Origin of the sequence: Neisseria sp. MVDL19-042950 (genome assembly GCF_030504625.1) — a bacterium.
Lineage (GTDB): Bacteria > Pseudomonadota > Gammaproteobacteria > Burkholderiales > Neisseriaceae > Neisseria.
On the sequence record NZ_JAUKWH010000003.1, the window covers coordinates 122,193 to 148,587 of the forward strand.

A 26,395-nucleotide genomic window follows, 5' to 3' on the forward strand; every position below is an offset into this window, starting at 1 on the left:
TTTGCTTAATTGCCGAATAATAATTTAGGAAACTCCTGTCGAAGTTCCCCATTGAGCAAACATCCATTGGCACGCTTACTGCGCTTTATGCCGTCTGCTCCCCAGCTGCCCCATTGTTTGAAGAAAAACGCGGCTCCGGCAGCTTCGCATTGTTGCCGGATGTTATCCGCCCAAGTAGGGAACATCCGTCTTGCTTTGGAGCCGGATTCCCCGCCGACGATAACCCACTCGATGTTTGCAAGGTTTAAAGGCCCCAAATCTTCCAGCAGCGGTTCGCAGGAAATAAAACGGACGGTTGCCGGAATATTCCTCAGCAGTTCGATCCGGGGCAGTCCGTAACGCCGGTCTTCTACCGATACGCCGAGCCATACGTTTTCGGGAACGGTTCGCGTAGCGAAGTATTCCGCCATTCTTTCCGCCCGTTTGGTCAGCACCTGATAAGTGTGCTGCGGTGTTTGCCGGATGGTTTCAAAAATACGGTCGATGTAGGCAAACGGTACGTCTTCGTGAAACGTGTCGGACATGGAGTTCACAAAATAAACCGCCGGCTTTTTTCTATCGGCGGGTTCTTTCAGACGGCCTTCCATCAGGGTAAGGGCAAAACCGTTTTCATAACCGGGCGTGTTCATGGACTGCAAACGCTTCGCCATTGATTCGGCGTAGCAGTTTTTGCATCCGGGCGATATTTTGGTACAGCCGGTTATGGGATTCCATGTACGTTCCGTCCACTCGATATTGCTGTTGGCCATAAAAACTCCCCCAATATTAAAAGCCGATTGCCTGCTGCGCTGTCCGCTGTTCGTGCAAATTGACGAAAGCAGGATTCAATTCAATACCTATCCACTTTCGCCCCAAGCGGTTGGCCGTTTCCGCAACCGTGCCGCTGCCTGAAAACGGATCCAGCACCCAATCACCCGGGCGGGAACCGGCCAAAATACACGGCTCGATCAGTTTCGGCGGGAAAGCCGCCAAATGGTCGTGGCGGGCGGCTACGGTGGATACCGGCCATACGCTGCGCTTGTTACGCAGCGGCCGGGCAGGTGTGTGCTCACGGTTACTGCGGTGTTGGGTTGCACGTTGGCCGGGATTCGGCATTGCCGTATATTTTCCTTTCGTCCGGCAGAAATCATTTTGCCGGTTTGCACCGGGGCGGTCGTAACTGTCCGATGGCTCCCGGATGGCTTCGTGATCGAAGTAGTAACGGCTGTTTTTGGAAAGCAAAAAGAGATATTCGTGTGAGCGGACGCAGCGGTCGGTAACGGATTCGGGCATCGGGTTGGTTTTATGCCAAATGATGTCTTGGCGCAGATACCAGCCGTCTGCCTGCAAAGCCAGGGCGACACGCCACGGAATGCCGATCAGGTCTTTGGCTTTGAGGCCGTCCGACAGCGGTGTGCTTTTCAGACGGCCTGTCAGTTGGACGTTTGTCTGAAACGAATCTTGATACCCGCTAAACGGGCTGCCGTCGGCATTGCGGCCTTTGCCGCTGCCTGCATAACTGTCGCCGAGGTTGAGCCATAAGGTTCCGTCATCGGCCAATACATCACGCACCATACGGAACACTTCCACCAAATTGCCGACGTACTCATTCACGGTCGGTTCCAAGCCGATTTATCCGTCATAACCGTAATCGCGCAAACCGTAATACGGCGGTGAGGTAATACAGGTTTGGACTTTCACGCCTTGTCGGGTCAGCCGGGGCAGCACTAGGCGGCAGTCGCCGGTAAACAGGCGGTCATTGTCAGGTTGGGCGGAAGAAATCATGACTACACCTTTCATACTCGAAAGGCAGGCAGGGACAACTCCCAAGCCTGCCTTTGTTGATATATGGAACACCATTTGCCGCTTTAATTCTTGCCGCTGTTTTCCATTTCATGTTGCAAACGGTCAATTTCCGCTGCGATCAGCGCACCGGCGCGGACGAGATTTTCAATCGGGCTTTGCAGTTTCCATGTATTTTCACTCCACGGCCATCCGCGCGGGCATTTGTCGGATTGTGTCGAGGCGGCTTTCGCATAAGCCAATGCCGCCTCGACCAGCTCGCCGTTACGGTAGGCCATGTCTTTTTGCGTGGTGAAACCAAGATCATCGATTTGATGGCGGCGTTCTTCTGCGATCAGTTCCACGCCGGAAAGATTAGTCTTCATAAAAGCTCCTTATATAGAATTAACGGACTACGCCGTCTGAAAAAAAAAAGATGCTTCCCGACAGGAAACATCTCTCTAAAAAAACGCTACTGTGCAAATTACCGTGATATGTCGTTATCTTGTCTGTCTTGATCGTGTGGGCTGAATTGCTGTTGCTGCTTATCGTGTGCAGGCTTGATGCCCTTAACGGTGTCGTACTGGTTTTGCGCTTTGGTATCAAACGATTGCCCGGCCACTTCTTTTGCCAGTTGGCTGATGATGCGGGCTTCGGTTTTATTGCCCATCTTGTATAGTTCTTTGGCTATTAGGCCGTATTGTTCCAGGACAATGCCGCGCGTCTGCATGGTTTCTTTTAGATACGGATGCTTGGGGCGGTCACTATTTTTCAGGGCTTCCATCAACTCAACCGCCTGTTGCCTTGCCGCATTAGACAATACACCACGTTGCCGCATGGCGCGCAGCAGGCTGTTTTCCGGTTTCTGTACTTTGCCCCGGTGTTGCCGCTTGGTGGCCGCACACATCACGCCTTCTTCGCGTAACTTTTCGGCAAACCGGACACGCCACTCGAACAAATCGGCTTTGCGCGGGTTGAGCCGCCGCCCGAACTCGTCCCGCATCAACACGCATAAGTGGACGTGTGGGTGTTTCGGTTCGTCGGAATCGTGGCTGTCATGGTGCAGTCCGAACACATAATGATGCCCGGCAAACTGTTCGGCGGCGAAGTTGCGGGCGGCATTCAATACTGCGTCCGGCGGTGTGCCTTCGGGCATGGACAACACTATGTTCAGGGCTTCTTTATGCTTGCTCTCTTCGGGGATACCGAGTTTCCGCCAATCGTCTGCAAAACCCATGACCGCCCGTTTGCCGACCAGCTTTTCGCCGGATTGCGTTTCCAGCGGCACTTCGCCGTTACGCGATACATAATCCAAATGGTTGCGGACACCGCGCATACCTTTGGAGTTGTTACTGAGCCGCTTGGGGATTTTAACCATCACTTCGGGATGTTTAAGTGCGGCGGCGCGCAAGTTGGCCAAACCGCTGCCGGGCTTCAACGGCTTGGCGTTGCTACGGCGGCTACTGCCGAAATACAGCCCGCCGTCTTTTTTGGCTTTGACGGCACGGGTTTTATAGCCCAAAAACCAATCGTCTATTTTACGGTGCAATGTCATCATCACTCCTTTCCGGCTACTCCCGCTTCCTGCGGCGGTTGGTTTGCAGCACATGGTTTACCCTGCCGACGTGTGCATCAATGAACTTTTTAAGTTCGGTAATCTGTTGGCTGCTCAAAGATACGTTTTCGCCCGCATTCAGGCGGCGGGCGATTTGGTTGAGATTGCGGCCTATCATGACCAACTGGTAGTTAGACTGCGACAGCACATCGGCTTCAAATGCCGACAAAATCGGATGGTGCGAGATATGGGATTGGATAATGTCTCTGACAACATCGTTGATGGAGCCGCGACGTGTCTCCGCTGCCGCCTCAAGATAGGCGCGGTCTTTATCCGGTAGGCGCAGGGTGATGCGCTTTTTACATTTGGGCGGTGGCAGTTGTACCGGATCGGGTTCGGCGGCCGCTTCTAACTCTGCCTGTAACAGTTTTTTGGACAACAAAGACACACTGGCTTTTCCGTAACGTTTAAAGGCCACTTCGCGAAGAGAATGTAATTCGTGTTCTTTTAGACCAAATACCCTGACAGGTATTGATTTCGCTTGGTTAGCTGTATCATTCATAAATCATACATCCCGAAAAAGCCTGCATCCACGACAGATGCAGGCCAATCTACGACCGCTATTCAAAATCACCGCTCAATACCGGTTTCAGTTTGCCGCTCCGGCGTGGTCTCATATTTGTTTGCGACTGCCTGAGTTTGCGAACGGTAAAAATTAATCCTTGCCTGTAACTGCACGTCAGCGGGCAGGCCGGATATGGTTTTTTCCAACGCATGTTCCAAAACGGTGCGGTGCTGTTTATCCGCTGTGGACAAAGTGGCCGTCTGCATCAGGTATAGATGTTTGAGTACATTCAGGCTGCCTTGCGTACTTTGCTCCGCTTCACCATTGGAAAAGGCCGTCTGAGCTATTTCAGACGGCCTCATTGAGCTACTTAAACTTTTTTCAGATGGCTCTGTAAAGAGACCGTCTGAAACATTGTCCGGCGAAGCAGATTGCCATGCTTTATCGGCAACGGTATCTTGAGCGGGGTTTTCCATACTGTTTGTTTTCAGCGTTTTTTCGCGTTCCTGCTTATGCAGGGTACGGATATGATTATAGGTATCGCGGAATTTGGCGTATTGTTCCCCTTTAACGCCTTGCAGATGGCTGTAACCGAACTCCTGTTTGTCTTCGTGCCACACAATACGGGCTTTTTCCACGCCCGGCACGAAAAAGCGGTTGGGATATTTGCGCCACTGCGTAATTTCTCCCGCTTCCAACATAGGCTTTAAAAATTCGGGAATCGGGGTGCGTGCGACATGATCTATTTTCCGCTGCTCCCGCTCGATGGCCGCCTCTGTTTTTTCGATGCTTTTTTGAAGGGTGCGCAAACTCTCGTTCTGCCGTTCCCAACGGTTCATGGTCGCTTGGCCGTTGCGTTTGTCGTTAAGCGGTTGGCCGTTTGCAGACTGTACGTCGTCGAAATGCGCCTGTAATTTGTTGTCGAAAGCAGTCTGCTTTTTGGCCAAAGACTGCTGCAAAATCTCCATGCGTTTACTGCCGGCGGGTTTGCTTTCGTTCTCCATACACTTTCTCCGAAACAAAATAAGCCCGAACTGAGGTGTCCGGGCGGTATGGTTCAAATGTGAATAAGGCCGTCTGAAATTTCAGACGGCCTTTTGACAATTGCAGATTGTGAATACGGATTGATTTACTCATCAGGCCATTTTGGCCATTGGGGCAGTACGGCAACAACGGTCAGGTGGTTTTCTGATACTGTGTAAACTATGCGGTAGCGCATTAGAAATAATTCACGGGTACCGTTAACGATTCCCGGTTTTCCCATTTGAGGTTGAGTTGCTGCCAAATCTAATAACCGCTTCATTTCCGCATAGGCTTTTCGGGCCGAAGCGGAACCGGCATAATCCCGTCGGGCTGCCAAAAGCTGCTTGCGCTGCTGTACGGCCTTATCCGTCCATTCTACCTGCATCTGCATTTCTTTCTTCATCAGCCCATTGCTCCAATAATGCTTCCATTTCCCGATCAACTTCTTCCCCGCTACGCACTCTGCCTGCGGCAACATCGGCCAAGCCTTTTTCCACTTCCGCCCTCACATAGGCCTCATAACGCTGCTTTTCAATGAAATCGCGCATAAATTCCCGTACCAGTTGGGAGGCATTGCGATCAGACAGGCGGGCAGCTTCCATAAATGCCTCTTTTTCGGCATCAGGAACATTCATAATAAATTGTGCCATTTTCAATCTCCTTTCAAGAATATATATATACAATATATATCAGGAAGTTTTTCCCATCAACTGACAATTCAGCAAAAGGCCGTCTGAAATTTCAGACGGCCATAGGCGATAAACAGAATATAAGGTTACGGATATTCTTTCCGTACATGAAGTACCGACAGGATTTTCACACGGCTTGGGGATACTTCGTAAATAATCAAGTAATTGGGGTGTATCACATATTCTCTGGTATCGGCCACGCGACCTTTTCTGCCTATATACGGCAGAGTGGACAAATGCTGAACCGAATCATGTATCAGCAAATCCATTTCAACGGCTGCATGAGGGTTGTCTGCAAACATAAAGTCGAGAATATCGTCAACATCAGACAATGCGCCTGCCGACCATTCAATGATGTGCATTTTTCAGGCGTTCCAGTCTCTTCATCCGTTGCTGCTCAAAGTGCGCCAATGCTTCTTCATGGCTGACTGTGGGAGCAGCACGGGCGGCCTCGACCTTGTTTTCAAGCCATTGCAGGTAAGAATCGGCTTCGTTCGGAGAATCGAATTCCGAAAGTCTCGGATCAAGTTTCAATGCGGTTTCTGCCATCGCGGAACCTCTTTCAAAAGATTGGATAGGGCTATCGTGCCTGATACGGCTTTGTTTTGTCAATGGATAAGGCCGTCTGAAATTTCAGACGGCCATATCTCGAGACGGCTGCATTAACGCTCGATTTCCATTTCTTTACCTTGCGAACGTTCATGCCGTTGGTTGCGTTCGGTTGTTTGGTTGGTCGGCGTTTGCTGATGGGCGGGCTGCTTAATCGGCTTCGGCAGTTTCAGCTTGGAACCGCTCATCTGTTTGGCCGTATGCTCGTAATAGTTTGTCAGTGCCAACGTGCGGGCATCGCCTTTCAGACCGCGTATGGTATCCAAGACATTCCGCTCGTGCCATTGCAGGTGCTGTTTGTTGGCCTTCGACAATTTGGACGCTTTATCCATATACACCGATCGTGCCGAAATAAAGTTGGTTTCCAGTGCGGCCGTTTTCATACGGTTGGCCTGTACGACCACTTCGGAGCGGATTTCGGATTGTCCGACGGCTTGCAACGGCACACCCGGTTGCGTGTCGGCGGCAGGAGAAGAATTGATCGTGGCATCGGACGGCAATTCATTCTGCGCCATCATCTTATCGGCTTTCGACAACATCTCCACGTCGGGCTTGGCGGACACCTTCTCCGGTTCGCCTTTAGCAGGTGCTTCTTTTTCCTGCTGCTGCCGGTGGTCTTGCACGATTTCCATGCGAAACAGATTGCGCTCGACTTCTTTTTTCTCGGTACCGGTGATTTTTCCGTTTTCATCGCGCACGTTCACTTCGATTTCAACCGGTTGTTTACCCAACTTGTGCAAATGGATGCGGTCGCCGATTTCGGCTCCGCTGCGTGCCATTGCATCCGGTATATCCACGCCCCACACGGTACGCTCCTTGCCCTCTCTTTCCAGCACGATATACGGACTGATTTGCTCGTTGGGGTTGTGGCGATAGTGTGCCGTGCCGACATCCACAATCCGCTCTCCCACTTCTGCGGCCGCTGCGGTTTTGGCCGCTACACCCGCTTGGGTTTCAGACGGCCTTTGCCGCTTGTCGCCGGGATACGGGGCGGGTGCGACTTTTTCCTTTACCGGCTCTACCGTCGGTGCGTGTTCGGGCTGCGGTTCGATGGCATTCAACGACCGCTCTTGGCGCATCCGCTCCAACAAGGCCAAGTCTTCGGGTTTGGGGCGGTATCCAGTGGTGCGGATACCCCGGCTTTCAGCCGCCACATACATCATGGATTTAAACTCTTGGCTGCCGCTGATTTTGATGCTGTCCCAGCCTTTCTCTTTGGCCACCTCAAGCATATCGTTGATGGTTTGCATGTCAGTCTTGGCGGTGCTGATTTTTTTGCCCGCGTCGGTAAACATCACGGTGGTATGGTTGGCCGCCGACAAATACTTTCCACCGGCTACAACGTAACGGCTTTCAATGCTCTCCGGCGGGATGCGGTAATTCAGATCGGTTACGGGCTTTTTTACGGTTGCAGCTTCCGGCTCCGGTACAGCGTCGTTTTTTTCCGCTTGGTCGGGTTCGGATGTTTGTTCGGGCGCGTTACCCGGTAACGGGGATTCCCACCCTTCAGCAGTTTTGCTGAACGGCACCAATTCACCGTCATGGGTTAAACCTTCATATCCGTAAATATCCCCTGCATTATCCAAGTCAGCTTGGATTTCCTGCGGGGTCTTTCGCAAATATTGGATATTGGTGCGCGGGTCGTACATTTCATAATGCCTGAAATCGCCTTCATAATACGCACGGCCGGATACTCCGTCGGCGGTACGGCCGCCGCCAAAAACGTGATCGGGATCGACACCCTGATAAGGTTCGGGTTCTTTAGCCTGACGTAACGAAGCGTATTCGATCGTGTTTTCCGGCAGAGGGTTTTTAGACGGCTTCTCCGGTGTAGCTTCCGTCTCAGGTGCATCGTGTTGATTACTGTTCATCTCCTGCTCCTGCTTATGTAAAACAGAAGCCGCCTCGGTTGAGGCGGCTTGGTGTGGCGGTTCGGCGGGCGGCGGCGCGGAATAGCCCGATAAGCGGGCTTCTTCGGCAACTACGGCTGCCCACTCTTCGTCGCTGATGGCAGGCGCGGCGGCAGGTATCGGCTCGGCTTGCGGCGTGGCAGCCGGTGCAGTTTCAGGCCGTCTGAAAACCGATTCCATTTTTTCACGGACGGCTTCGAGACCGGCCAAATGGTGCAAGTCGTTAAAATCGCTAGGCAACTTGGGACGGCCTTGTTCGTCCATGCCGTTTTCTTGCTGGTATTGTCTGATTTGGGTCATGGTAAATTCCGGTTCGACAACCTGTGCCCGACCGCCGAAGTATGCCGCTGCCTGTAAAGCCTTTTTCATACCTGTCTGACTGGCATCGTTATCTACTGCAAGCGTAATAGGTACGTTTTCAGGCAGACTTTTGGATAAACGTTCCGATACCGTTACCATATTTCCGGCATTGAACGCCACGATTACGGTTTTACCCGTAGCTTGATGGATACTTGCCGCCGTCGCTAAACCTTCGGCGATAACGATACCGTTTTGCGTGTTGGCGGCGTCGCCCACTACCGCGAAGCCGCCTTGTACTTGGCCGTCAGCCAAAAACCGTTTGCCGCCGTCCTGATTGATGGACTGGACGTTGACAATCTCACGGTTGTAATACACGGGCACCAACAGATTATTGTCGCCCTGATACATGTTTTGTCGCAGCCCGGCAATTGTGGCCGGATCCGTAATGCCTTTGGCTGCCAAATAGGGATGGCTGATTTGGGCAGGTGTAGCACCCGCCCAAATCCGTTGGGCGAGATGTTTTACTTGTTCCCGACGTTCGGCTTGGGCTTGTTCTTCGGCCAAGCGGGTTGCCTCCCGTTCGGCCTTAATCCTTGCCTGCTCTTCGGCTGACGGCTGCGTGTAAGGCTTGTCGGGACGGTAGCCGTTAAGCCGGGCATCGTGGAACAGCGAACCGATGGAGCGTGTCGGGTTTTTAATGCTTTTCCATACGCTGCGTGCGGAGCGGGCATCGTAGTTGTCAGCCTGTTGTGACCATTGATCCCACAGGTCAAAGCCATTCTCGCCTAACTCGTTTTTGAGTGAATATCCGGTGTGCACCCATGTTTCCCGATCATGCGGGTCAATGTAACTTAAGGCATTACGGATGTCGTCGTAGTTGCTCATAACTGTTCTCCAAAAATGAAAAAGGCCGTCTGAAAATATTCAGACGGCTTGAGGGGTAAAAAAAGAAGATTCATCGGGACTTAAGGTTGCCTAAGGGATAAAAAAGCCGGTCATGGCGGTCAGGAAACGGCAGAAAGCCGAAATGACGGTAAAAGGCGGTGGCATGAGCGTCTTTGGCTTCGACAATCATGGCGAATACGGCAATTTCCGCACGGGCAGAACGTATCAGTGCATCTGCCAACAATATGCCTCCCAAGCCCCTGCCGGCGTGCGTCCCATCTACAGCCAACCTGCCCAACAATACGGCAGGTATGGACGGATAACGCGGCAGCTTTTTGCCGATATGTTCAGGCAGGTTGTCCAATGGAACGGATGCGGATGCCAGCGTGTAGTAGCCGGCTATCGAACCGTCCAGTGCTACGGCTGTAAAGCAGGCGGAGATACGGCGCTTGATGTCTTGAGTTACTTGGGTATGGAAATAACGGTTTAACGGTTCCGATGCACTCCGGAAAGATTTGCGGTCTGCTGACGGATCCAATGGAACGATACGGTAATCAGTCATGGCCGATCAGTCGGTTGTGTTGTTCCAAAGCACGTTGCAACGCAGTATTGGGCTGCGGCGGGTTAAGCAGAGCTGCGGCAAAAGCGGTTTGATCGGCCAACGATAGATTGAGTATCTCCGCCTCTGCAATAGTTTTGCGGGCGGCCTCCTGTGCTGCACGAATAACGAAATCGCTCAGACTGCGGCCTTCAAGTTCGGCAGCACGTTTCAACAAAGCGTGGGTATCCCGGTTTACTCTGGCTTCAAAACGGGCGGTTGCGGCGGCCATGATGGTTCTCCTAATGGTTCACAGTTAAATTGTACGGTTTTTACCCGTACAATTCAAGTGCAGGCCGTCTGAAAATATAAAATATTCAGACGGCCTGTGTATTACCGTTAATTAAGCCGCTTTCGGCGGCTGTTGATTATTGCTGCCTGTCGAAGTGTTTTTCAGGATTTCCGACACGATACCAAAACGGCCTTCACCCCAGTTTTGGATGATTACCGGCACTATTTTTTCCACAAAGTCCGGCGGGCTATCCGGCTTAACCAGTGATGTGAGCAGCGCACGGGCAATTTCATCAGAGTTGGCCGCGTCTCCCCATTTGAAGCTCGCCATATCTTCGGGGGATACATAATCAGGTGTAACCACTTGTGGCGGCTGCTTCCGAGTAAGGGTGACTTGCAATTCAGGCACATGGGGAACCGGTAAATTGGCACGCTCACACAAAATCGGGTCTTCGTGGTAGATGATTTTGTCGGCATAGATAGGCCGGATACCGGTCATGTTGATAATCACATCACTATCGGGCATGATTTTGAGCTCGTCGGGATTCATGACCGCGCGTTTTTGATCGCTCACACTGTTACTGCTGCTACTGCTGTTTTTGCCTCGGGAGCGCGAGGACGACTTGGCTTTGTAGGTATAGTAACCGATCAGCTTGCTGAGTTCTTCAGCTTCATCCTGCTCACGCGGGGCAAACACCAAGCGGCAAGTGAAGTTACTGAAAAACGTTTGACGGCCGGTTCTGCCGTAAACCTTCTCAACTTGTCCGGGCGTCTGAAATACAATGGTTGGGCGGATACCGTAACCGGCCAAGTAACCGACACCTTCTTCGATAGCTGGGATGCGGCCAAGTGCCGTAAATTCATCCAACATCAGCAAACATTGGTATTTCAAATCTTTATTGTCTTTCGGCAGCCCTTGTCGCACGTTGACATCACACAACTGGCTGAAAAACAGATTCAGCAGCGTGCCGTAAACTTTGATTTCTTCCGGCGAAATGCCTAAATAAATCGTGGTAAGTTTACGGCACACGTTGTCTAGGTAAAAATCATCACCGCCGGTGGCCGCTTCAACCGCCGGATCCAAAAAAATCGCCAGCGGCGCGGTCATAGTGGACAAAACATCACCGCTAGTTTTGGCATTGCCGTTGGCAAAGCCCATCAGCAGGGTTTTACAGTTGCTGCTGAGTTGTGTTGTCTCAGGCTGCGCTGCCCGCAATTCAAACTCTGCCCGTATCCACTCTTGTAGGGTTTTGCCGTCAGTAGGGGTAGTGAGGCGGAACAGGTTGGCCATCGTAGTTTTGTTTTCGATCTTGCTTAAATCGCGCTCCTTTTCGGTCTCGATCATATAAAGCAACAATCCAACAAACAGCTTTTGCGCCTCCTGCTGGAAAAACTTTACGCTACCGCGGTCTTCCGTTGGTAACGGGTAAAATACCGCTGCTACCGCCAGCGCATCCTTGTATGTATTGATCGGGTTTCGGCGCACATAAGTCAGCGGGTTCCACCGGTGACTGATAAGGGGAGCACTAGGATCGCGGTCATGGTAGGGCATGGTGCCGGAAGGATTGAAGAAAAACACCTTGTGACCGCAGCGGGCACGGAAGCCCGCCGTGATCAGGAAGTTTTCTTTTTTTGGGTCATTGACGGCCATGCTGTGTCTATAATGTAAACAGTTAGGGACAACAAAGCCGACACCCTTACCGCCACGGGTACGCGCGGCCAAATACACAAATCCGTCGTTTGCCCACCGCAGGTATTCGCCTTGATACTTGCCCACCAGTAAATCGGGCGGGTCTGAATCTTCAAAATCGTTTCTCAGCAGCCCGGTCTTCTTTATTTCCCGAAGGTTGGCAAAACGCGCCGAACCGTGTAGTTCCTTTTGAGGGCGGGAAAACACTGTTGTCAACACTACAACTAAAACAAAAACCGGCAGGATAGCTGCGGCAATAGAAGAAACATACAGCCACAAAATCATGTTTTCAGGTAATTGTTCTATATGCTGCCAATATTTGATAAGCAAAGATACCGACGGTTCGGTTTTTAATCCCAGCCATTCTGTGTAAAGCATGGCTCCGATATACAAACCTCCGCAGACGGCTACTACCATCAACAGGCCAAACAACAGAGCCGTGGACAAATATTTCTTCATGGACGAACTCCCAAACAAAGGCCGTCTGAAAATTTCAGACGGCCTAAAAAACAAGCTCAGATTACATCATGTCGTATAAACTGCCATCCGGCGAAACATCATTACCGGATTGTGTATGACGGTTTGCAGTATGGATTATCTGCATTTCATTGCAGATTACTTCAGTTACGTTTCGGTCGTTACCGCTTTGATCCTTATATTGGCGCGTCCGCAATTTGCCATACACTTGTATGCAGTCGCCTTTTTTCATGTACTGACAGACGACCTCAGCGTGCCGACCGTATAGCAAGACAGGGAACCACTCAACATGCTCTTTAAGCTCCTTCGTTTTTTTGTCTGTCCATTTTTCGGCAACGGCCACAGTGATTTTAGTCGTCGGCGTACCATCGGGCATGTAACGTAACTCCGGGTCTTTGGCTAAGTTGCCCATTACTTCGATTTTGTTGATGTATGGCATACTACCTCCCTTTGACTTAATTATCCGTTTCAAAGGCTTTAAGAGTTGTATACTCTCCACCGGTTTTACCGCTTCCCGTAGTACCTAATACCATATAGGGTGTCAGCGGCCAGCTGACAGGAGTAATTGACTCGACATCGATCATTTCGTTTTTTCCAATACACATCTTTGCGAATTCAGGCAAGATGTGTTGAACAACATCATCCCAATACCGTAGTGGCGGAGTTTCCACTATCAGACTGGCAGCGCGAATTTTTTTGTCCAAAAATACGCCGCCGTCTTTTCCAGCATCGTAAAAGGATACTCGGACGAAATAGCTGAATTTTTCGGGAGCAGATAAAGTCATTGGAAAACCTTTCTTTTTGTAAATCACCAAAAAAACAGCCGTTACAGACGGCCGCGCATAGCATAGAATTTTTCAACTGGATCGAAATACAACTCGGTCATATAGGTTTTATCGAAAAAGGCAACAATATCAATTGTGGCTTTAACCGAATTCAAAATGTAGTCATAGTCCATCGTTCGGCCAGTAGCCGATTCTTTGGCCAACTGAGCGATGCGATAGTGCACGCTGCGAGCATCGTTAGCGTGAACCGAAGTTAGGCCACCCGGGTGTCCGGTGTTGAGTAGCGAAAGATAGTCCCACGCTTCATCTCCCCGTAGCTCAGTCAGGAATACCCGATCGGGCTTCAAGCGCATACAGGCGGCAATCAACGTTTTGGCAGTAATGTGACCTTTATAGAACAGATGTGCATGGTTGGGGTGATTAGGCAAATCCAACTCATGTGTGTCCTCCAGCGTGACTATCCTGGTATTAGATGGTACTTTGTCTGCAATAGCCTTGGTGAACGTTGTTTTCCCCGAGCCAGTTGGCCCCACAGAGCAAACGTTCAGCTTGTGCATCACTGCTAAGTCAAAAAATGCGTCCATGTTACGATTAGCTTTGTGTTCCAGCATTTCATATTGCCAATCAAGCAACGGCACATCGTGGGGCAGTTTCATCTTATCGGCAATATCACGGAAACGGCTGCCGTTGATTTCAATTGAACTGGTATTGATGCCATTTGAAAAACTACCGTATGTGGACACATCATTAAAAGTATTAACGCGACCACTGTCGATATAGTCGTCCAAAGAAAAGCGTGTTTTAGACGGCTTACGGAAGGCGTACACGATGGTTTTGTCTTCGCAAGATGGCGGTATCATGATGTGTCCGCGCTCCCCGTCAGGCAGAGTTACCGAATGAATCGGGTTTTCCATATTGATATGTTTACTGTTATAGGTACACAGAGCCACGGCCAATTGATTCAACACTGGCAGACTTAATCGCGTATCTTCAATCCGCTGAAAACCCGTAGATGTTTCCAAAAATACTTCGTTTGCACGGTTAATGATGACCTCAGTAACTCCTTGGGTATTCAAATATACGTCCAAGCCTGTTTTCTGCAAAAGATTACGGACAGTTGCGTCCGATTGAATGCTGTTCATGGATTTTCCCTGCAAAAAAGAAATGGCCTGCCGCAAAGGACAGGCACTCTGAATCAGTATCCGTAGGGATTGACTAATTCGTAAACATTGCTGAAATCAACATCGCGCGCCACCATGATGTTAATCAGTGATCCTTGATTAATTGTGCCGGTTGGTGGGATGTTGATACTATTTTTCAGAGCTTCGGTTGCCAACTGCTGCGCCGAATCTACTGAATTTTCATAGGTGATGTTGTTATTGTTACCGGAAGTTTTGTGATTGCTCAGGTTGTCTGTTGCATCACCAATCAGACTAATCATCATCGCGCCGCCGAAACGCCGCCAAAAGTGGTAGTTCACATACGCACCGTGGCCGCCTTCACCCAAAGAGCCTGCGCCTGGGCTGCGTAAGGATACTTTCACGCCCGATGGTGTTTCGACTTCATTCCATAACACAAACACACGTGCCTGACCTTGCAGTAAAGCTGATGTCTGCTCACCGATGACCTTACTTCCTCGCTCAATAAGCAGCGTTTGCCCATTGGCTGAATACACATCTTTAGACACAATGCAGCGTGTAAACCCCGGCTGCGTGGTCACGATTTTGGTATCTAAGCCGCATCGGATATTGGTTCCCTTAGAAAGCAGATAGCTGCTGTCGCCGATCTGTTGGGCTTGTACTGAATCTGTTGCGGTAGGATTCAAACGTGAAGCGAAATTACCATTCGATGCACCGCCTTGGTTGCCGTCTGAAAAGGTTGAATTACTAACAGGTATGCCTTGGCCGTCAGAATGTCCCACGCTAGACGAAACCTTAGACAAATCTGAATCCACGTTGACTAATACATCACCGCCCAACTTTCGGTCTTTGGCGGTTTTTTCAGGGGAAACAGTTACTGCTGGCTGGGTATTGCCGTAGTCGTACTGGGCAACAGGCTGCTGGCTCACAACTGGTTGAGAAGCTGCAACAACTGGCTCAGAAGCAACACCTTCTAACTGCACTTCTGAAGCAGCTTGTGCTTCCATCATCGCCATTTCGTTTTTATCACGCTCAAAATCCTTTTTCTGCGTAACCTTTGGCTCCGAAGCCGCCTGCGTTTCGGCAGTCTGTGCTTCGTCTTCGCCACCCGTCATGCCAATTAAACCTGACACTAACACTCCAGCAGCAATCAAACTGACACCGGCTAATGCTACTCTGCGCATATTACTGTTTGGTACGAACGTATCAAAGTTGAGCGGCATACCAGGCTCAATCTTATCGTTTTTCACTGTCTTGGCCAGCGTTTCCGGCTCGGTAAAATTACCATCAGGAACTGGGGTATCGTTATAAACCTGATCTGTTTTTTTACGTTTGAATTTTTCAAAAATGCTCAGTTTCATTTGCCTTCCTTCTCTTTGCTGAGACGCACAAAGTCGCCGTTTCCTGTACCTGTGCGGTTGAAAGAACCTTTTTCGTTATAGCCGCGGTTTTCCAAACCCAAAACTGACTTGCCCAAGCGCAGAACATACTTCTTCGCCGTTTCATGTATCACCACTGTATCGCCATCAACATGACTATTAAGAAGAGCTTCAGAACCATCCTCCATCACTTTATAAATAAGCGGGAGTTCGCGACCATTATCAAAACTTAAATAAGTAAAGCGGCCATTGTCGTAGGCCGCTGTCGGTGCAAGGGATTTGTCGCCTTTTCCCCAGTAGTCATAATTATGTTTAGCATTCCGACGATGGCCTGCCTGTTTAAGCCGTTCCAAAGCTCGAGCGTGTTTTTTAGCTTCAGCTTGAGCTTTATAGGCTGCCGTATCAGGATATACGAAACGCAGGACGTAAGTTGTCTGCTGTGCTTTCTTGCCTTTCGGAGCTGAAGTTGACAGGTCGAATACATACGTCCGCTTCTTATTCGTTGTGATAATCATATTGGTGTTTGGTGAAGCAGCAGCCGGTTTAAAAATGATGTTGTTGCCCTTAACGGATAGCTTCCACGCATCTGCGTCCCCCATACCCAGGGCAGTAGTGTCATCACCGGTCAAACGTTCGCCATCTTCCAGTTGCACCAATACCGCGTTTCCCACACGTGCACGGATATGCACTACATCGTTTGGGCTGTACATTACCGTCTGAATGCGGCCGTCCTTAGGCGAGCCGGTCGGCACCACTACCGCCGATGCACCGGTCGACAGCACCGCCGCCAATACCCATGCTGCTGATTTACTGTTGAATTTCATCGATTACCCTTTCTTTTTTTAAGGCGCGGTTTCCGGGTCAACACGGTAGCTCTTCACTTGGAAGCCCAATGGATTGATACGGCGCGCTTCTTCACTCATCGGCTGACTGGCGTATTCATAGCCGACGGTGGCAATCATGTTCTGCACCGGAATCTCTTTGCTCAAATCACCTGTTACCGGGATCATGCGTTTTTCGAAGCGGATTTGCGCGGTATTACCTATAAAGGTAATGGCTTTTACCTTGGCGATTACCTTGTATTGGTTCTTAAGAATTTTGTGCGGCGCTTGAGGATTGTCATTGTAGATTTTTGCAAATGCTGCCTGAATTTCGGGTGAACTGAACAGTATGGTCGCATCATAACTGTCTTGAATCGTTACCCAATCATAGCTCTCACGATATTGGATATATTGACTTAGCCAATGCTTATCTATGACTTCTCCATAACTCTGTTCTTTGGTTTTCATCACCGTAACAATGTCGGTCAGGCCGGTATTGTTATCCACCTTTACCACATACGGCCGTGTTTCTTTTAATGGTGTCAGTCCGGCCACCGCTCCCACAGCTAAACCGGTAATCAGAAGACACGCACCGCAGATACGCCATGCAATTTTGGCCGACTTGTGGACGCGAACAATTTCCGCACTCTCAAACGCCTTAGCTGCATTGATGAACTCAGTGGCCATTTTATTTTTTGCGGTTTGGCCGGCCGCTTTGTTGTTGCTAGGTTGAGCCATTATTTAACCTCTTGAACCGTTATGTTAATCGGGAACGCCGAACCATGTGGCTTAGGTGGTTTTTTGCTTGAGCAGCCGCACAGTACTGCGGCAGTAATAGAGATGAGAAGAAATGTTTTCATAATTTATTCCTTTGGTGGAGACGTAAAAAAACACCTCACAGGGAGGTGTTTTTTTAGAGATAAAATTAAAAACGGTTGACTTGATACTTCGTTTTTTGAGTATTGAAACGGTTCCCGTCAGTCAGCGATACTGTAACGACCGTATTATTAATTTTGACCCTTTCTTTAGCCGGCATATGCACATCGGTCATCACAGAAGAAACATAACGACCCTGCTTATCGTAGATTGGGACATGGATACTCACAACCATTAAGCGACTGGTTTTGTTGCGACCTTCACCGGTAAATGTTACTTCCGTCTGAGGCAATGCACCCTCATAATTGCCGCCCAATTGACGAACAAACATCTTCAGGTTGTTCAACTCATACTGTTCGGTTGTTTTTGTGCCGAGCGACAATGTACTTGAAGCATTACCCGATGAGCCGGACAAGCCTGAATTGATACCGGCTAAGGTATCGTTTACAGCCTGAAGACCGTCTGAAAGCTGAGCACAACCTGAAACAGCCAAGCTCAACATCATAATTGGCAAAAGAATTTTCATATAAGTTCCTTAATCTTCGTCTCTATGGATAACCACCACATTCCGTTTACTCATCATTACCAAAAACAGCCCGATAATGGAGGTCATGGTAGTACCTACAACCAATGGTATGGCCTTGTGATCCGTTCCCCAAAACTCAGTGATAATAATTAATGCTAGTATGGAGCCAAGAAGCATCGCGCCAAAAAATTTACCGAGAGACATAATCAAACTCCTTAATTTTTGGAAATTTTCCCGCCTTTTCTACCGCCAAAATTGAGATTTTTGGTTTGAGTGTAAATCGACATTAGCGTCCGACTGAAGCCGTTTGCCGATGCACCACCGGTGAGTGCTGAAGCAATCGAAGGGATATTCCAAGCCACAATAATGAACAGAATTGTTCCTGTAATAAATACAGGTAATGTCATTATGACTTCCGCAACAGAAAAAGATTCCCTTGTAAATACATTCTGCATATGGTTTACAAAGAAATCATTTTGTAACGTCCCCAAAATGGTAAAGAATGTGACGGTTATAGCGTAGTTTAAAATCTGTCCAATCCAATTCATTCCCCATTGCCGCGTAGAAGGAAAGAGCATGGAACCAATAAACAGGGGACCGATTAAAATAACCATTGCCAAAGAGAGCTTGGCAATTAGATAATAGGCAAATGTGACAGCAAAAAACAAGCAGCCTAAAATAAAGATGAACACACCAACTAAATACAGCAGCAGCTTGTCTGAGATCTGATCCCAATCCAATTCTGCCGCATAAGCTTGTATCTTACCCCAAGTCTCTACGATGTTATTTATATTGCTGTCTAAAGCACTAGCAGTATATTCAGCCGTACCGAACACGCCGCTCAGATTATCGGGCAAATTCCAAGCAATATCGGCAATTTTTGCATACTGCGAAGCATTAAACGCACAGGCAATAATAACCAGCCAACCTATCATACGCTTGCCCAAATCTACGGCTTTTTCATCAAAGCCACGATTGTAATAATCCAAAACAACCAAAAGCATATAAATACCAAAGCCTATTTGAAAAACAGGTGCAATGGCACTGATGAGATTGCCTGCTTTGGAAAATAGATTGCTGCCCATTCCATTCATCAGGATATTGGCAGCATCTGAAAAGTAACTGCTGGGCATATTCCGCTCCTAAAAAATGCCCGACATCAGCCGGGCATATGGTTTAGATTATTTGCAGGCAGCGTAGTTACCGGACGCCATATGCTTTGCCATACAAGCTTCTCGCGCAGCATAATTGCGCTTATTTAGTTCCTGTTGTCGTACATACAGACGATCAAGCATATCCAGCTTGGTTTGATTGTTGGCAATTTTGGCTTGCTCTACTGCAATGCGGTTTTGCAGATCGGCCGCAGCCTTCATATCCTGGGTTTGGTTAATCTTATTCATCATAGCATCTAGACTAGCTAGCTGCTCCTTCATGGAATCAAAGACCTTCTCCATTTCCTGATAATTCTGAACTGTCATACGGTCGGCAAACTTGGAATCATAACCCTTGCTGTTGATCACCGATTTATAATCGATGTCCTTTGCCCCCTTATAAATTGTGCTCCATTCAGACGGCACTTGGTCTTTCACGGCATCTTTTAAGATATTGCCTAAATTACGCGAACCGGTCATGGATTTGAATTGTTTAAGTTGCTGCTCATACTGCTTTTTCATTTCCGTCAACTGCTTGCTGTATTCGGCCATTTGTTTTACAAAATTAGCCGCATCTTGTGCAAGTTGCAGTGGGTTGGTAACTGGGACACCTGCCGAAACCGTCAGTGGCATAACCGCCATACTTACGGACAAAATTACACCTGCCGTCTTTTTCAAATTGATTTTCATCGTTAAACTCCTTATTGAAGAAAGCCGCTTGAAGCGGCAAAGGAAAAGGCCGTCTGAAAATGCTCAAACGGCCTCAATTAGGTTTAAAACATGGTTAAACTGTACGGACATTTTTCTTCTCTGCACGACGTTGCTGCAAAGCTTCTACAAACGGGCGATACCAAACTTCAGGATTTTCACTGCCAACGTCTTCCATCACGCGGTGCAGCAGCTCCACATTGTCCGACGAGCCGGACAAAAACGCCATTTCATCTTGAAAACCGTATAAGTCTAGCATTGCAAATGCCGATTGTTTCGATTGCTTGACCAAGAAGGTTCGGCTTTCCAGCGAGAGTTTAGCCAGTTCGTCAAACTCTTTTTCTGTCAGACCGCAGCGTTCATAGCTGTTTTCGTACTCCGCATCAGGATTGGGCAGAAAAACCTTTGTCGGTGTCTGCTGCACAATCGCTGGGAAAATTGGACAGTTAATGGCGTCTTCGGGGGATTGCGACACCAAAATCAGCCAGCCGCCTAATTTACGGTCAGTTTTCAGGATTTTTAGCATGATATCCTGCAAGGCTTCAAAACGCGCTGCATACCAAAATTCTTCGATAATCGTTGCTAAAATACCGTTTTCCTTGGCAACTTTGTCCATCATGATATTGCGGAGGTGAAACATATACGCCAGTACCGGAGCGGTCGGGGGATAGTTGTCCTTAAGAATATCTGTCAAGTCAAAACCGACGCGGTAAAACTGCTCTGGATTAAACAAATTGGTCGGATTGTCCAAGCACCACGCAAAACGGCCACCTTCGCTACGGCACCATTTCGATAAGCGCACACGTAGAGAGTTGGGATCCGGCGAGATGGGGATGCTTTGTAGCAGGTGGCTAAAATGCCGGTTTTCAAAATCCAAACTAAACACTGTATCCACCGCAAACTGGATCTCCTGTTCTTCCGTAGCCGTAAGCTTCCCGTTTTCGTCTGCACCACACATACCTACCAAGCCGTAGAGAAACTCCCTGTTGGCGGGTGTATCAACCAGTTGGAATGGGTTTAGTCCAGTCGGCTCACCTGCCTCAAGTGCAAAGTATGAACCGCCGATGGAGCGGATAAATATTTCCATTCCCTTGTCTAAATCCATCACAAACATATACGGCTTAAAGCGTTCGGCAAAGGCCATCATAGCCGTTTGCAGCGTAGTTTTACCTGTACCGGTTGCGCCCAACATTAACGTGTGACCGGCGATTTTGTCGCCGACATTGTCCTCTTTCGGATTGGAAAAATGGAAGTTGAAGTCGTAAATCGTTTTGGACGTAGTTTGCAGCGGTATAATCGCTGTACCATCGCCAATTGGATTACCAAGTTTCTTACCGTGCGAGTAGTTATGAATGCCAAAGGTACAGGCAAAATTGGTGGTAGTTTTGGGGAAAGAACGTGGCTTTTCGCGGCTGCCGGGCACTTGACTAAAAAATGTTGCAGGGGCAGACAAGCCTGCTTTGGTAAATCGGTAGCTACCTGAATTCAGGAATGTGGAATAAGCACGTGCACCGTTGGACGCTGCCTCTTCCGCAGTCTTGCCGTAAACAACTAAGGCAGCATGATAATCACCGAACATTAATTCGCCTGAGGTCAATAATCCCTGACCTTCCTCCAACTCTTCAATCTGTCTAACAGCCTTGTCATTTACCGAATCCAAGTCATTTAACTTTTTGCGGATTTCACCTTGCATTTCATAGGGATTGATGAATACGAGACTTTGCGTAAATGTGAATTCACAAGGTAATCGCAAAATCGAAGTAAGTATTTTCGGCTTGCTTACTCCAAAATCCCTTAGGTCAAACATCTGCGCGAATTTGCGAGTACCATTTTGGGCTCGGATTTCACACAAATCTGAGCCGAAGTGTAGATTACTGCCTGCAATAGTCTGATACGCATCTACGGTTGACAGAGGAATCTCTTCATAAGACCCATTAATCAAACTACCGAAAAAACTGTACACTTCAGAAAAAGGTACGCCGTTTTCATTCTGATATGCAGTCAGCAAATACGGATCGTAAGGCTCAAGTGAACGCATTAGAATCTGAATCTGCTCTTCTGCTTCTTTTATACCTGCATCCAAGTAGTCAGTTTTAATTACAACCGTTAAGTGATAAACATTTTCGTAATAATCTGCTTCTTGAAAACGCTTAAGGTACTTGTCTGCAAAGTTTTGGCAAAAAGTTGTTTGAAAGCCGTATTCACGCTCGAACACTATTTTTTGGCGTTGCAACGTACCCCATACACCAAGACGATTGCCCAAAGTTTTGCCCATACCGGCCAAAAGCGTACGCAACCCTACAAATTGTGTAAACAAATGCTTGTCGTCCACACCATCGAAGGGTAACCCTTCCATACGTATTACGAAGGCCAAGTGACCTGTTTTGTAATTAACGATGTTGTTTGTAACGTGTTGGCAAATCTGAGGCAGAAAATCTGACTGCGCCGGTTGAGCTTTTAACGCATTCCTCAATAAATCGCTGATAATCACTTTGTTGTCTCCCAAATTTCGTGGCGAGAATGGTATTAGTACCGTTAAACATTTTGGCATTGCGGCGGCGCAAGAAATACATCACTTCATAATAGTAAATTCGAAGAGCTTGGTCGTCGTTGGCGCAGATAGTGCGTAGAAATGCCAAAAACGGCAGTGGCAGCAGTAAGAAAAGCAACGCTCGCCACCCAAGGAAATATGTCATGGGTAAAGAAAACATCATTCCTGAGAATAGGCAGGTTGCAACGGCTTGAAGTGGAATCCCGAACATCATCGCCTGACGGTTCAAACCGTTAAATGTCGGATGTTCAGTATGAATGTCTTCTCTTTTCATCGAAACCTCTGCTTAAAACGTCATTGATCCGCCTTTGGTAAATAGGTAAGTAGCGTAGGCAATTGAAGCACCTGCACCAACTACATATAAGCAAATTTCAAAAAAATCACCCCATGTTTTACGACCGCTTTTTGCCTGAAGGAAGAACCAAAGCATAGAAATGCCACAAATAACGCCGACAATGGTGTAAATACCCGTCCGAATTTTTATTGCAAGTTGAGCACCTTCGTTAAATCCATCTGCCAAAACCAAGGGAGCTGCCATCATCAACATAACAGTTGCAATGGTTTTGGGGTTGTTTACTGCTTTTTTGATGTTGTTCATCATGATTTTTTCCTTTTTAAAATACAAACAAAAAAAGCCGCATAAGGCGGCAAATGAAAAAAGCCCGAAGGCCACATTTAAAATTCTCGAAACACATCCCAAGAAGCATATTGTTTCGGTGCTTGGGTATAAACCATTTCAGCTGGCTTGATCCGTCCCACTTTGGCAACAGGTTGTGTGCGGTGAGCGGCTTTAACAAATGCAGTGCGTATTCTAGCAGCATGAGCGGGATTGCCACTCAATTGTGCGTAGCGGTTACGCACCAATCGGACGTAATTTTGTGTCTCCCTGTATGGGGGGATACCTTTATACTTGTCCACGGCCTCCTCTCCGGCGTTATAACCGGCAAGCATCAAGTCAATATTACCGTTATAACGCTTACTTAAGAATTTCAAGTAACGTGTTCCGGCCAGAATATTGTATTCGGGAATATAAAGATGCTTAGGGTTAACACCCATTCGTGCAGCAGTCGGCGGAATAACTTGCATCAATCCGCGGGCGTTCTTATTTGACAATGCGTAACGGTTGCCACCGCTTTCACGAGCCATAACCGCCCATACTAGATTTGCGTCTAAACCTTGCGCCGCCGCATGTTTTTCTACTAAATGTTGATATTGCGGATACGGTGCTGCGGTACAGATGGCGGAACAGAATGCTGTCGCCAATACGAAAATAGTTTTATTTCGTTTCAATTTAGATACTCCTTTGTGAAGGGTAAAAAAAGCCGTCTGAAATACTTCAGACGGCATCACGCTAAATGATATATAAACATTAGTTTGTTTACGCTTTTCCATAGCTATATTCAAAATAAAAACGAAAATTTAAACATACCCTTTACGATAGGCAGGCTTAAGTTTTCGTTTTTTAGCTGTGACAAATTTGTGACTGAATATCTATTTAATTCACTGTTTGTGACTGTATTTGCAGGCTTCACTATCTTTTAAAACAATTAGTTATAATTTATTGTTCGGTCTTAAAATCCGTCGACCCTAAACAGGTCGTGCCGGTTCGATTCCGGCAACGGCGAACAGCTTTGAAAAAATCGCCCGTGAATGGCATCAAAACCAACTGCCGCGCTGGACGGGCACCCACGCCGACCGCGTGTTGCATTCTTTGGAAACAGATGCTTTCCCGATGCTTGGAAAATACCCCATTACCGAAATCAAAGCCCCTTTGCTACTGGAAGCAGTAAGGGCGATAGAAGCGCGGGGAGTGCCGGAAACCGCCGCCCGTGTGTTGCAGCGTATCAAGGTCGTTTTCAATTACGCCATTCAGACGGGCAGAGCGGTAGAGAATCCCGCTTTTGCCCTTAGCGGCGTGATTGTGCGTGAGAAAGTCAAACACCAGCCCGCCTTGCCGCAAAGCGGAATCACGGAGTTTTACCGCCGTTTAATCCGCGAGCCGATGCGCCAAGAAAACCGAATTGCCATGATGTTTATCATGCTTACCTTTGTCCGATCGGGAAATATCCGCCTTGCAGAATGGGAAGAAATCGACAAAGACAAGCGGTTATGGGTTATCCCCGCCGAGAAGATGAAGATGCGGGCCGCGCACATTGTGCCCTTGTCTGATTGGGCGTTGGAGCTTTTGGAGAATCTATACCCTATTACGGGTTACAGCCGGTATCTGTTCCCGAACTACAAAGACGGCAGCAAGCCAATGAGTGAAAACACCCTAAGCTATGCAATGGGACGCATGGGTTATAGCGGCACCGCCACCCCGCACGGTTTCCGCAGCTTGGCTACCGATGTACTGAATGAAAACGGTTTCCCGCCCGATGTAATTGAGCGGCAGCTGGCCCATGTAGAACAGAACAAAGTGCGGGCGGCATACCACCGCACGGAGTATCTGCCGCAGCGGATAGAGATGATGCAATGGTATTCAGATTATTTGCGGGAACGGTATAACCAAGCCCGCGAGATGATCGAGAGTGAAACAGGCAGCCGAGAATAGGCCGTCTGAAAAGTTTACAGCCACACCTAGCCCGCGATTAGCTACCAAAGGCGAAAACAGGGCAATCCCTAGTCTTGCTGGTGTGGTTTTCTATTTTGCAGGGAATTGACGTTTTGGGAGCGTTTGAAATGGTTTGGAGAGCATATTACACACTTAAAGATGCAGCCGATGAATTAGGCAGAGAATTTAATGAAACATACACACCGGCAGATTTAGTACATTATGGAGCAGTTGGCATAACTGATTTATGCTTAAATGTATTTTCAGAAAATGAAAATATTGCGCATATAGCAACAGCCCCTATGTCAAACAATATCGAGGGAGGAAACGCACAACGTTTTATTACTTCTATCATGCCCGATGGTTTCTTGTTAATACCTAAATGTTTATTAAAAAGATTGGAGTGCGAAGAACAGGTTTCTATTAGTTCGTTTGAATATTTGAAAAATGAAGATGGAGAAAATATTTCCCCCGAAAAATATCTTTTGGATTTTTATTGGCAAGAATTATCAGAAATTGAGAAGAAAACAGTATTTTTTAGGCTAATCAAAACCAATGTTCACTTTCAGAATGTCAGATACAGGTGGAGAAATTTTACCACCTGATAGCAGCGGCTACATGGATAGCAAAATAATATTTTCTTACAAAGACTTATATATAACGCGTGTCGATTTTGACAGATTGAAAAATTTATTAAGAGAAAAAATAACAGAAAAAAAAGCAAAACAAACTGATGACAGGAAATCGTTATTCAACATCATATTAGCCCTGAGAGATATGCTGATTGATAAAGGAATCTACAAGAACCAAGCCGAAATCATTGAATATCTGGCAAACGAAGAAGAAGGTTACGGATTGTCGGGATCCAATCTGAGAGACAAGTTTGCAGAAGCAAACAAACTGAAAAAATCTAATTAGACTTCAAAAAATCTAATTGTACTGAAACCGCCCGCAATGGGCGGTATCGTTTTGCCATATTTCATCAACCCCGCCCACACGGGCAGAAAGCGATTGACTTATGGCAACCATCTTACGACAACACGAAGTAACCAAACGCTTAGGCATTTCATCAAGCACACTTTGGTATCGTCTCGACCCTAAAAACCGCCGCCACGACCCCGATATGCCCCGCCCGTTTAAGTTGTCCGGCAGCGGTAATGCAATCGGCTGGCTGGAAAGCGAAATAGACGACTATATCGCCAAACAAGCGGCAAACCGTATCTAAGGGGCGAGCCATGAAAAACGAAACCGCCCAAAACGCACAAAGCATTTCAGACGGCATCAATCCCCCTAAATCAAGCCGCCATTATGCCCCGTTTGAGCCTGATTCACAATGCGGCGAAATCCTGAACCATATCCGCACCCACGGCAGCATCACGAGCTACGAAGCCTCACAGATGGGCATCATGGGCTTTCAGGCGCGTATCTATGACTTGCGCCATGCAGGTTATCCCGTTGTCTGCACCATGCAGCCGTACATCAACAAAAAGGGCAAAACCGTTAAACGCGGCATCTACACGCTGGCAAACTAAAAAGGAAAGTAAACAATAGATTTTCAATATACAAAACAAACGCTTAAAACAATAAAGAAATTATTTGCACAAGCACAAAAGCA

General features: G+C 48.0%; 34 protein-coding genes. 5 read left to right on the forward strand and 29 right to left on the reverse strand.

Annotated features, from left to right (window positions below; genetic code table 11):
* Positions 1–5: 5 nt before the first annotated feature.
* The 29 genes from Q0X97_RS03950 to Q0X97_RS04090 form a co-directional block, all read right to left on the reverse strand.
* Positions 6–749 carry a phage Gp37/Gp68 family protein gene (locus Q0X97_RS03950; protein WP_302065907.1) on the reverse strand — a complete coding sequence of 248 codons (744 nt, stop codon included), beginning with the start codon at positions 747–749 and terminating at the stop codon, positions 6–8.
* 16 nt (positions 750–765) lie between these two features.
* Complete coding sequence (locus Q0X97_RS03955) at positions 766–1,593, reverse strand: site-specific DNA-methyltransferase (protein ID WP_302065905.1); 828 nt, start codon at positions 1,591–1,593, stop codon at positions 766–768.
* Between the two features lie 18 nt (positions 1,594–1,611).
* A complete protein-coding gene (locus tag Q0X97_RS03960) occupies positions 1,612–1,764 on the reverse strand; it encodes a hypothetical protein (RefSeq protein WP_302065903.1) in 153 nt (50 codons plus the stop codon).
* An 83-nt stretch (positions 1,765–1,847) separates the two neighbouring features.
* On the reverse strand, positions 1,848–2,147 hold the full coding sequence (locus Q0X97_RS03965; RefSeq protein ID WP_302065902.1) for a hypothetical protein: 300 nt from the start codon (positions 2,145–2,147) through the stop codon (positions 1,848–1,850).
* Between the two features lie 98 nt (positions 2,148–2,245).
* Positions 2,246–3,316 (reverse strand): traS protein, encoded by a 1,071-nt coding sequence (locus Q0X97_RS03970; RefSeq protein ID WP_302066153.1) that lies wholly within the window; start codon positions 3,314–3,316, stop codon positions 2,246–2,248.
* A 16-nt stretch (positions 3,317–3,332) separates the two neighbouring features.
* Positions 3,333–3,764 carry a plasmid mobilization relaxosome protein MobC gene (gene mobC / locus Q0X97_RS03975; protein WP_367881730.1) on the reverse strand — a complete coding sequence of 144 codons (432 nt, stop codon included), beginning with the start codon at positions 3,762–3,764 and terminating at the stop codon, positions 3,333–3,335.
* Between the two features lie 182 nt (positions 3,765–3,946).
* Positions 3,947–4,885, reverse strand: coding sequence for a hypothetical protein (locus tag Q0X97_RS03980; RefSeq protein ID WP_302065900.1), 939 nt, complete (start codon positions 4,883–4,885; stop codon positions 3,947–3,949).
* 125 nt (positions 4,886–5,010) lie between these two features.
* The gene (locus Q0X97_RS03985; RefSeq protein WP_302067674.1) at positions 5,011–5,289 is read right to left on the reverse strand and encodes a type II toxin-antitoxin system RelE/ParE family toxin; all 279 of its coding nucleotides are present in this window, start codon (positions 5,287–5,289) and stop codon (positions 5,011–5,013) included.
* The gene (locus Q0X97_RS03990) at positions 5,267–5,554 is read right to left on the reverse strand and encodes a CopG family ribbon-helix-helix protein (protein ID WP_302065896.1); all 288 of its coding nucleotides are present in this window, start codon (positions 5,552–5,554) and stop codon (positions 5,267–5,269) included. Before Q0X97_RS03990 ends, Q0X97_RS03985 begins: the two co-directional genes overlap by 23 nt.
* Before the next feature lie 125 nt (positions 5,555–5,679).
* Entirely contained in the window at positions 5,680–5,955 is a 276-nt protein-coding gene (locus Q0X97_RS03995; RefSeq protein ID WP_302065894.1) for a type II toxin-antitoxin system RelE/ParE family toxin, read from the reverse strand.
* On the reverse strand, positions 5,942–6,142 hold the full coding sequence (locus Q0X97_RS04000; RefSeq protein WP_302065892.1) for a hypothetical protein: 201 nt from the start codon (positions 6,140–6,142) through the stop codon (positions 5,942–5,944). Before Q0X97_RS04000 ends, Q0X97_RS03995 begins: the two co-directional genes overlap by 14 nt.
* Positions 6,143–6,255: 113 nt before the next feature.
* Entirely contained in the window at positions 6,256–9,297 is a 3,042-nt protein-coding gene (locus Q0X97_RS04005; protein ID WP_302065890.1) for an LPD7 domain-containing protein, read from the reverse strand.
* A 70-nt stretch (positions 9,298–9,367) separates the two neighbouring features.
* Positions 9,368–9,859, reverse strand: coding sequence for a GNAT family N-acetyltransferase (locus tag Q0X97_RS04010; protein WP_302065888.1), 492 nt, complete (start codon positions 9,857–9,859; stop codon positions 9,368–9,370).
* The gene (locus tag Q0X97_RS04015; protein WP_302065886.1) at positions 9,852–10,127 is read right to left on the reverse strand and encodes a DUF1778 domain-containing protein; all 276 of its coding nucleotides are present in this window, start codon (positions 10,125–10,127) and stop codon (positions 9,852–9,854) included. The genes Q0X97_RS04010 and Q0X97_RS04015 overlap by 8 nt, the downstream gene beginning before the upstream one ends.
* A 111-nt stretch (positions 10,128–10,238) precedes the next feature.
* Positions 10,239–12,275: a type IV secretory system conjugative DNA transfer family protein gene (locus Q0X97_RS04020; RefSeq protein ID WP_302065884.1), complete on the reverse strand. Its 2,037-nt coding sequence runs from the start codon at positions 12,273–12,275 to the stop codon at positions 10,239–10,241.
* Positions 12,276–12,336: 61 nt separating this feature from the next.
* Entirely contained in the window at positions 12,337–12,732 is a 396-nt protein-coding gene (locus Q0X97_RS04025) for a single-stranded DNA-binding protein (RefSeq protein WP_302065882.1), read from the reverse strand.
* Positions 12,733–12,748: 16 nt separating this feature from the next.
* Positions 12,749–13,108, reverse strand: a complete 360-nt coding sequence (locus Q0X97_RS04030) for a hypothetical protein (protein ID WP_302067675.1) — start codon at positions 13,106–13,108, stop codon at positions 12,749–12,751.
* Positions 13,109–13,119: 11 nt separating this feature from the next.
* Positions 13,120–14,211 carry a P-type DNA transfer ATPase VirB11 gene (gene virB11, locus Q0X97_RS04035; RefSeq protein WP_302066148.1) on the reverse strand — a complete coding sequence of 364 codons (1,092 nt, stop codon included), beginning with the start codon at positions 14,209–14,211 and terminating at the stop codon, positions 13,120–13,122.
* Positions 14,212–14,273: 62 nt separating this feature from the next.
* On the reverse strand, positions 14,274–15,578 hold the full coding sequence (gene virB10 / locus Q0X97_RS04040; protein WP_302065878.1) for a type IV secretion system protein VirB10: 1,305 nt from the start codon (positions 15,576–15,578) through the stop codon (positions 14,274–14,276).
* Entirely contained in the window at positions 15,575–16,420 is an 846-nt protein-coding gene (gene virB9, locus Q0X97_RS04045; protein WP_302065877.1) for a P-type conjugative transfer protein VirB9, read from the reverse strand. The genes virB10 and virB9 overlap by 4 nt, the downstream gene beginning before the upstream one ends.
* A gap of 18 nt (positions 16,421–16,438) precedes the next feature.
* On the reverse strand, positions 16,439–17,155 hold the full coding sequence (locus Q0X97_RS04050; protein ID WP_302065875.1) for a virB8 family protein: 717 nt from the start codon (positions 17,153–17,155) through the stop codon (positions 16,439–16,441).
* Between the two features lie 187 nt (positions 17,156–17,342).
* Positions 17,343–17,819: a hypothetical protein gene (locus tag Q0X97_RS04055; RefSeq protein WP_302065874.1), complete on the reverse strand. Its 477-nt coding sequence runs from the start codon at positions 17,817–17,819 to the stop codon at positions 17,343–17,345.
* 9 nt (positions 17,820–17,828) lie between these two features.
* Entirely contained in the window at positions 17,829–18,023 is a 195-nt protein-coding gene (locus Q0X97_RS04060) for a hypothetical protein (RefSeq protein ID WP_302065873.1), read from the reverse strand.
* Between the two features lie 11 nt (positions 18,024–18,034).
* Positions 18,035–18,952: a type IV secretion system protein gene (locus Q0X97_RS04065; protein ID WP_302065871.1), complete on the reverse strand. Its 918-nt coding sequence runs from the start codon at positions 18,950–18,952 to the stop codon at positions 18,035–18,037.
* A gap of 48 nt (positions 18,953–19,000) precedes the next feature.
* On the reverse strand, positions 19,001–19,660 hold the full coding sequence (locus Q0X97_RS04070; protein WP_302065869.1) for a type IV secretion system protein: 660 nt from the start codon (positions 19,658–19,660) through the stop codon (positions 19,001–19,003).
* Positions 19,661–19,754: 94 nt separating this feature from the next.
* The gene (locus Q0X97_RS04075; protein WP_302066147.1) at positions 19,755–22,034 is read right to left on the reverse strand and encodes a conjugal transfer protein; all 2,280 of its coding nucleotides are present in this window, start codon (positions 22,032–22,034) and stop codon (positions 19,755–19,757) included.
* A gap of 34 nt (positions 22,035–22,068) precedes the next feature.
* Positions 22,069–22,503 (reverse strand): VirB3 family type IV secretion system protein, encoded by a 435-nt coding sequence (locus Q0X97_RS04080; protein WP_302065868.1) that lies wholly within the window; start codon positions 22,501–22,503, stop codon positions 22,069–22,071.
* 12 nt (positions 22,504–22,515) lie between these two features.
* Positions 22,516–22,830, reverse strand: coding sequence for a hypothetical protein (locus Q0X97_RS04085; RefSeq protein ID WP_302065867.1), 315 nt, complete (start codon positions 22,828–22,830; stop codon positions 22,516–22,518).
* Positions 22,831–22,904: 74 nt separating this feature from the next.
* The gene (locus tag Q0X97_RS04090) at positions 22,905–23,621 is read right to left on the reverse strand and encodes a lytic transglycosylase domain-containing protein (protein ID WP_302067676.1); all 717 of its coding nucleotides are present in this window, start codon (positions 23,619–23,621) and stop codon (positions 22,905–22,907) included.
* Between the two features lie 307 nt (positions 23,622–23,928).
* On the opposite strand from Q0X97_RS04090, the gene Q0X97_RS04095 reads away from it, so the two are divergent.
* The 5 genes from Q0X97_RS04095 to Q0X97_RS04115 all read left to right on the forward strand — a co-directional run bounded on the left by Q0X97_RS04095 (position 23,929) and on the right by Q0X97_RS04115 (position 26,312).
* On the forward strand, positions 23,929–24,780 hold the full coding sequence (locus tag Q0X97_RS04095) for a tyrosine-type recombinase/integrase (protein ID WP_302065864.1): 852 nt from the start codon (positions 23,929–23,931) through the stop codon (positions 24,778–24,780).
* Between the two features lie 113 nt (positions 24,781–24,893).
* Positions 24,894–25,385: a hypothetical protein gene (locus Q0X97_RS04100; RefSeq protein ID WP_302065862.1), complete on the forward strand. Its 492-nt coding sequence runs from the start codon at positions 24,894–24,896 to the stop codon at positions 25,383–25,385.
* 13 nt (positions 25,386–25,398) lie between these two features.
* A complete protein-coding gene (locus Q0X97_RS04105) occupies positions 25,399–25,698 on the forward strand; it encodes a hypothetical protein (protein WP_302065860.1) in 300 nt (99 codons plus the stop codon).
* A 100-nt stretch (positions 25,699–25,798) separates the two neighbouring features.
* Positions 25,799–26,005: an AlpA family transcriptional regulator gene (locus tag Q0X97_RS04110; RefSeq protein ID WP_302065859.1), complete on the forward strand. Its 207-nt coding sequence runs from the start codon at positions 25,799–25,801 to the stop codon at positions 26,003–26,005.
* 10 nt (positions 26,006–26,015) lie between these two features.
* Positions 26,016–26,312: a helix-turn-helix domain-containing protein gene (locus Q0X97_RS04115; RefSeq protein ID WP_302065857.1), complete on the forward strand. Its 297-nt coding sequence runs from the start codon at positions 26,016–26,018 to the stop codon at positions 26,310–26,312.
* Positions 26,313–26,395 lie beyond the last annotated feature (83 nt).